The following is a 6,524-nucleotide window of genomic DNA, read 5'->3' as shown; positions in this document are numbered from 1 at the left end:
AGTGCGTTGGGATCTACGACGCGGCCGCGTCTTACCTCGTGGGATCGGGTCTCGGCCGATGTCAGTGGTGTCACGTAGGCTCGCAGGTGACGCAAGACGAGTGGATGCGGAACGAGGGAGGGGGCCCACGTGCTCATCGACACCTACGGCCGAGTGGCCACCGACCTGAGGGTGTCCCTCACCGACCGGTGCAATCTGCGCTGCACCTACTGCATGCCGGAGGAGGGCCTGCAGTGGCTGGCCAAGCAGGACCTGCTCACGGACGACGAGATCGTCCGCCTGATCGACATCGCGGTCCGGACGCTGGGCATCACCGAGGTCCGCTTCACCGGCGGTGAGCCGCTGCTCCGCCCCGGCCTGGTCGGCATCGTCGAGCGCGTCGCCGCCCTGGAGCCGCGCCCCCAGACGTCCCTCACCACCAACGGCATCGGCCTCGAGCGCACCGCGAGCGCCCTGAAGGCGGCGGGCCTGGACCGGGTCAACGTCTCCTTCGACACCCTCCGCCCGGACGTCTTCAAGGCGCTCTCCCGCCGCGACCGCCACAAGGACGTCCTCGCGGGCCTCCGGGCCGCACGCGAGGCGGGCCTCACCCCGGTCAAGGTCAACACGGTCCTGATGCCGGGCCTGAACGAGGACGAGGCCCCGGACCTCCTGGCCTGGGCGATGGAGCACGACTACGAGCTGCGGTTCATCGAGCAGATGCCCCTGGACGCCCAGCACGGCTGGAAGCGCGAGGGCATGGTGACGGCCGGAGACATCCTGGCCTCCCTGCGCACCCGCTTCGAGCTGACGCCCGAGGGCGCGGGGGAGCGCGGCTCGGCACCGGCCGAACGCTGGCTGGTCGACGGCGGCCCGCACCGCGTCGGCGTCATCGCCTCCGTCACCCGCCCGTTCTGCGCGGCCTGTGACCGCACCCGCCTCACTGCCGACGGCCAGATACGGACGTGCCTGTTCGCGAGGGAGGAGACGGACCTGCGCGCCGCCCTGCGCTCCGGCGCCCCCGACGAGGAGATCGCCCGCATCTGGCGACTGGCGATGTGGGGAAAGAAGGCCGGATCCGGTCTGGACGACCCGTCCTTCCTGCAGCCCGAGCGACCGATGTCGGCGATCGGCGGCTAGCTCCCGCCGGGAGGTCGGGCCCCCTCCGCCGTCTCCCACTCGGTCAGCAGGACGACGTCCTTCAGGAACCCGCGCACCCCGAGGAACTGCGAAAGATGCTCGCGGTGCTCCTCGCACGCGAGCCACGTCTTGCGCCGGTCCGGCGTGTGGATCTTCGGGTTGTTCCAGGCGAGCACCCATACGGCGTCGGCGCGGCAGCCCTTGGCGGAGCAGATCGGGGTCTCGTCACTCACGGGGTTCGTCTCACAGGAATGCGTTCAGAAGCGCTGCAAACAAGGCGACGCCGAGCAGCCACGGGGGGAGCTGCCCGGCGTCGGTCCGTCGCTCCGACGGGGGATGCGGAGCGCGTACGCAGTATGTCACGGGTAACCCGTCGCCCGGCACTGGAACTGCACGATTGATCTGAGCTTTTCTTGAGCTTGGTGCGGAGTCGCCATCCGTTTACCGGACATCCGAGATCCTCACGCAGGGTCCGGCCGCTCACCGCGAACCTTCGCCCCCGGACCGGTCGGCGCGTCCTGCGGGACGGATTCCGTGTGCGCGTCCTCCGCCCGGGGCGGCGTGATCATCGGCCGGGTGGGAGCGGCCACGAACGTCGACGGAAGGGAGGGCGGCTTCTCCCGGCCGGCGTTGGCGATCACCACGGCGACGTAGGGGAGCAACGCGCCGAGTACCAACGCCACGATCGCGACGTGCCGTTCGACGTTCCAGAGGGTGGCCGCGAGGATCACCGAGATGGTACGGACCGACATCGAGATGATGTACCGGCGCTGTCTGGCGCGCACGTCCTCGGCCAGGCCCGTCCGGGCTCCGGTGATCCGGAACACCTCGGCGTTGCCTCCGCCACGCTGCTTCCGCATCACATTCCACCATCCGCCCGCATCGGACTGTCCCCGGCCCACAAACGCTCCCCGCTCGGTCGGGGAACCGGGCCGGGACGCATTCAACGTTACGCCGCACCTCCGCCGCCTTCGAGACCGGGTCGCCTCCTGCCTGGGCGAACGTCCTGCGCCGTGCTCCGTACGGGCGTGCGCCGATCGGCCGTACCCGAAATGCGCCGTACGGCGGACGGCCCGACACTGACCGTAAAGCTCACGTCGATCCGTACGAGGAGGCAGCCATGGGCTGGTTGTGGGCGATCATCGTGGGTTTCGTGCTGGGCCTGATCGCCAAGGCGCTCATCCCGGGCAAGCAGCACAGTCCCCTCTGGCTGGTCACGATCTTCGGCATCCTGGGCGCGGTCGCCGGCAACGCGATCGCGAGTGCGTTCGGCGTCGCCGAGACCCGGGGCATCGACTGGACCCGCCACCTCTTCCAGCTCATCGCCGCGATCATCATCGTCGCCCTCGGCGACATGGCCTACATGGCGTTGTGGGGGAGCAAGAAGCAGCGGGTCTGACGGCGGACACACCGAAGGGCGGCTCCCGGAGAGGGAACCGCCCTTCGGCGTGCATCACGCGCCCGTGACCTCGACCGCGGCCAGGTTCTTCTTGCCCCGGCGCAGCACCAGCCAGCGTCCGTGCAGCAGGTCCTCCTTGGCGGGGACCGCGTCCTCGGCGGTGACCTTCGCGTTGTTCACGTAGGCACCGCCCTCCTTGACCGTGCGCCGCGCGGCCGACTTGCTCGCCACCAGGCCCACCTCGGCGAACAGGTCCACGACCTGGCCGAGCTCGTCGACCCGGATGTGCGGCACCTCGGACAGGGCCGCGGCCAGCGTCCTGTCGTCGAGGTCCGTCAGCTCGCCCTGACCGAACAGCGCCTTGGACGCGGCGATCACGGCGGCCGTCTGGTCGGCACCGTGCACCAGCGTCGTCAGCTCCTCGGCCAGCGCCCGCTGGGCGGCCCGCGCCTGCGGACGCTCCTCCGTCTGCCTCTCCAACTCCTCCAGCTCCTCGCGGGACTTGAAGGACAGGATCCGCATGTAGGTCGAGATGTCCCGGTCGTCCACGTTCAGCCAGAACTGGTAGAACGCGTACGGCGTCGTCATCTCCGGGTCGAGCCAGATGGCGCCGCCCTCGGTCTTGCCGAACTTGGTGCCGTCCGCCTTGGTCATCAGCGGCGTGGCCAGCGCGTGCACGCTCGCGTGCGGCTCCAGCCTGTGGATCAGGTCCAGACCGGCCGTGAGGTTGCCCCACTGGTCGCTGCCGCCCTGCTGGAGCGTGCAGCCGTACCGCCGGAACAGCTGCAGGAAGTCCATGCCCTGCAGGATCTGGTAGCTGAACTCCGTGTAGCTGATGCCCTGGTCGGACTCGAGACGGCGGGCCACCGAGTCCTTGGTCAGCATCTTGTTGACGCGGAAGTGCTTGCCCATGTCCCGCAGGAACTCGATCGCGGTCAGACCCGCGGTCCAGTCGAGGTTGTTGACCATGACGGCCGCGTTCTCGCCCTCGAAGGACAGGAACGGCTCGATCTGGGCACGCAGCCTGTCCACCCAGCCGGCGACCGTCTCCGGGTCGTTCAGCGTGCGCTCGGCGGTCGGGCGCGGGTCGCCGATCAGACCCGTGGCGCCGCCGACCAGCGCCAGCGGCCGGTGCCCGGCCTGCTGGAGCCGGCGGACGGTCAGCACCTGGACCAGGTGCCCCACGTGCAGGGACGGCGCGGTCGGGTCGAAGCCGCAATAGAACGTGACGGGACCGTCCGCGAGCGCCTTGCGCAATGCGTCCTCGTCAGTGGACAGGGCGAACAGCCCGCGCCACTTCAGCTCGTCGACGATGTCCGTCACGGTTCTCGCGTCTCCTTGGTGATCTCGGGGCAGCCGGGTGACAGCCGGCTGCGAATGCCTACGAGGTTATACGCCCTGGCTGACAGAGCTCATATTGAAGTCCGGCACCCGCAGCGAGGGCATCGCAGCCCTAGTGAACCAGTCGCTCCACTCCCTGGGCAGCGTCTTTTCCGTGCGCCCGGCCTCCGTCGCCCGCCCCAGCAGGTCCACCGGCGACTCGTTGAACCGGAAGTTGTTCACCTCGCCGGTCACCTCGCCGTTCTCGACGAGGTACACGCCGTCCCTGGTCAGGCCCGTCAGCAGCAGCGTCGCAGGGTCGACCTCACGGATGTACCACAGGCAGGTCAGCAGCAGGCCGCGCCCGGTGGCGGCGACCATCTCCTCCAGGGAGCGGTCCGCGCCGCCGTCCAGGATCAGGTTTCCGCCCGCCGGGGCCACCGGCAGCCCGGTCAGGCCCGCGCTGTGCCGGGTGGTCGTCAGATGCTTCAGCTCACCGTCGCCGACCCACTCGACCGCGCCCACCGGCAGCCCGTTGTCGAACACCGACTGGTCGCCCCCGGAGGAGTGCGCGACGACGAACGGGGCGCACTCCAGTCCCGGCTCGTTCGGATCGCTGCGCAGGGTCAGCGGCAGCCCGGTCAGCCGCTCGCCCAGACGGGTGCCGCCGCCGGGCTTGGAGAACACCGTCCGTCCCTCGGCCGCGTCCCGGCCCGACGCCGACCACAGCTGGTAGATCATCAGGTCGGCCACGGCCGTCGGTGGCAGGAGCGTCTCGTAACGGCCCGCGGGCAGCTCCACACGCCGCTCGGCCCAGCCGAGGCGCACGGCCAGCTCGGTGTCGAGCGCGCCCGGGTCGACGTCCTTGAAGTCCCGGGTGGAGCGCCCCGCCCACGCCGAGCGCGTACGGTCCGGGGACTTGGCGTTGAGCTCCAGCGTGCCGTTGGGCTGGTCGTGCCGCAGCCGCAGACCCGTCGACGTGCCCAGGTACGTGGAGACGAGCTCGTGGTTGGCGAAGCCGTACAGCTCACGGCCGCCCGCACGCGCGCGTGCGAAGGCCTCGCCGAGCGCCGGGGCGAAGTCCGCGAACACCGCGGAGGAGGTCTCGGCGGGAGCGTCCGTGAAGTCCGGCGACGCCGGCACGCCGGTGACCAGCGGCTGCGCGTCCTCGGCGGGCCCGGCGCCGCGTGCGGCGGCCTCCGCGGCCCGGACCAGGGGCTCCAGCTCCTCCGCGGTCACGGCCGAGCGGGAGACGACACCGGAGGCGGCGCCCTCCTTGCCGTCCACGGTCGCCACGACCGTGAGCGTGCGCCCGCGGGTGACACCGTTCGTGGTCAGCGCGTTGCCCGCCCAGCGCAGGTTCGCGGTCGAGTGCTCGTCGGCGATGACGACGCACCCGTCGGCCCGGGACAGCTCCAGAGCGCGCTCGACGATCTCGTGCGGCTTGTGCGCCTTGCTGGTACGCGCGCTCATCGACCGGCCTCCTGGGTGGTGTTGAGGATGTTGACGCCCTTGAAGAGAGCGGAGGGGCACCCGTGCGACACGGCGGCCACCTGCCCCGGCTGGGCCTTGCCGCAGTTGAAGGCACCGCCCAGGACGTATGTCTGCGGGCCGCCCACGGCCGCCATCGAGCCCCAGAAGTCGGTGGTGGTCGCCTGGTAGGCCACGTCCCGCAGCTGACCGGTGATCCGGCCGTTCTCGATCCTGAAGAAGCGCTGACCGGTGAACTGGAAGTTGTAGCGCTGCATGTCGATGGACCAGGACCGGTCCCCGACGACGTAGATGCCGCGGTCCACGCCCCCGATGAGGTCCTCCGTGGACAGCCCGGCCGGATCCGGCCGCAGCGACACGTTGGCCATGCGCTGCACGGGCACATGTCCGGGGGAGTCGGCGTACGCGCACCCGTTGGACCGCTCGAAACCGGTCAGCTTCGCGATGCGCCGGTCCAGCTGGTAGCCGACGAGCGTGCCGTCCTTCACCAGGTCCCAGGACTGCGCCTCGACGCCCTCGTCGTCGTACCCGACGGTCGCCAGACCGTGCTCGGCGGTGCGGTCACCGGTCACGTTCATCAGCTCGGAGCCGTACCTGAGCTTGCCCAGCTGGTCGAAGGTGGCGAAGGAGGTCCCCGCGTACGCGGCCTCGTAGCCGAGCGCCCGGTCCAGCTCGGTGGCGTGGCCGATGGACTCGTGGATGGTCAGCCACAGGTTGGACGGGTCGACGACCAGGTCGTACAGGCCCGCCTCCACGCTCGGTGCCCGCATCTTCTCGGCGAGCAGCTCGGGGATCTGCTCGAGCTCGCCCTCCCAGTCCCAGCCGGTGCCGGTGAGGTACTCCCAGCCGCGTCCGACCGGCGGCGCGATCGTCCGCATCGAGTCGAACTCGCCGCTCGACTCGTCGACCGACACGGCGGTCAGCTGCGGATGCAGCCGCACCCGCTGCTGCGTGGTCACGGTGCCCGCCGTGTCGGCGTAGAACTTGTTCTCGTGCACGGTGAGCAGCGAGGCGTCGACGTGGTCGACGCCGTTCGCCGCCAGCAGCCGGGAGCTCCAGTCCGTCAGCAGCGCCGACTTCTCCTCGTCGGGCACCGAGAACGCGTCTATCTCGTACGACGAGACCCAGGTCATCTCGGCGTGCACCGGGTCGCCGGCGAGCTCCACCCGCTCCTCCCACCCCGCCCCCTTTAACA

7 protein-coding genes are annotated in these 6,524 nt (G+C 70.4%); 2 read left to right on the top strand and 5 right to left on the bottom strand.

Going from position 1 to position 6,524, the window contains the following annotated elements; genetic code table 11:
* Positions 1-129: 129 nt before the first annotated feature.
* Complete coding sequence (gene moaA / locus ACFW2E_RS38655; protein WP_384474277.1) at positions 130-1,119, top strand: GTP 3',8-cyclase MoaA; 990 nt, start codon at positions 130-132, stop codon at positions 1,117-1,119.
* On the opposite strand, the gene ACFW2E_RS38650 is transcribed toward moaA, so the two are convergent.
* Positions 1,116-1,352: a hypothetical protein gene (locus ACFW2E_RS38650; RefSeq protein WP_384474274.1), complete on the bottom strand. Its 237-nt coding sequence runs from the start codon at positions 1,350-1,352 to the stop codon at positions 1,116-1,118. The two genes, moaA and ACFW2E_RS38650, sit on opposite strands and share 4 nt — an antisense overlap.
* A gap of 228 nt (positions 1,353-1,580) precedes the next feature.
* Positions 1,581-1,979, bottom strand: a complete 399-nt coding sequence (locus ACFW2E_RS38645) for a DUF3099 domain-containing protein (RefSeq protein ID WP_384474271.1) — start codon at positions 1,977-1,979, stop codon at positions 1,581-1,583.
* A gap of 260 nt (positions 1,980-2,239) precedes the next feature.
* Between ACFW2E_RS38645 and ACFW2E_RS38640 the strand changes: the two genes are divergently transcribed.
* Complete coding sequence (locus ACFW2E_RS38640; RefSeq protein WP_384474268.1) at positions 2,240-2,518, top strand: GlsB/YeaQ/YmgE family stress response membrane protein; 279 nt, start codon at positions 2,240-2,242, stop codon at positions 2,516-2,518.
* A 54-nt stretch (positions 2,519-2,572) separates the two neighbouring features.
* Here the strand turns inward: ACFW2E_RS38640 and tyrS are convergent, their stop codons facing one another.
* From tyrS to ACFW2E_RS38625, 3 genes are all read right to left on the bottom strand, one after another.
* Complete coding sequence (gene tyrS / locus ACFW2E_RS38635; RefSeq protein WP_384474265.1) at positions 2,573-3,841, bottom strand: tyrosine--tRNA ligase; 1,269 nt, start codon at positions 3,839-3,841, stop codon at positions 2,573-2,575.
* A gap of 66 nt (positions 3,842-3,907) precedes the next feature.
* Positions 3,908-5,311, bottom strand: a complete 1,404-nt coding sequence (locus ACFW2E_RS38630; protein ID WP_384474262.1) for a metallopeptidase TldD-related protein — start codon at positions 5,309-5,311, stop codon at positions 3,908-3,910.
* Positions 5,308-6,524 (bottom strand): TldD/PmbA family protein (locus ACFW2E_RS38625; protein WP_384474259.1); only part of this gene is annotated, 1,217 nt, incomplete at its 5' end. The genes ACFW2E_RS38630 and ACFW2E_RS38625, both read right to left, overlap by 4 nt.

The organism is Streptomyces sp. NPDC058964 (genome assembly GCF_042741275.1).
Classification (GTDB): Bacteria; Actinomycetota; Actinomycetes; order Streptomycetales; family Streptomycetaceae; genus Streptomyces.
This window is presented reverse-complemented; position numbering and strand designations above follow the sequence as displayed.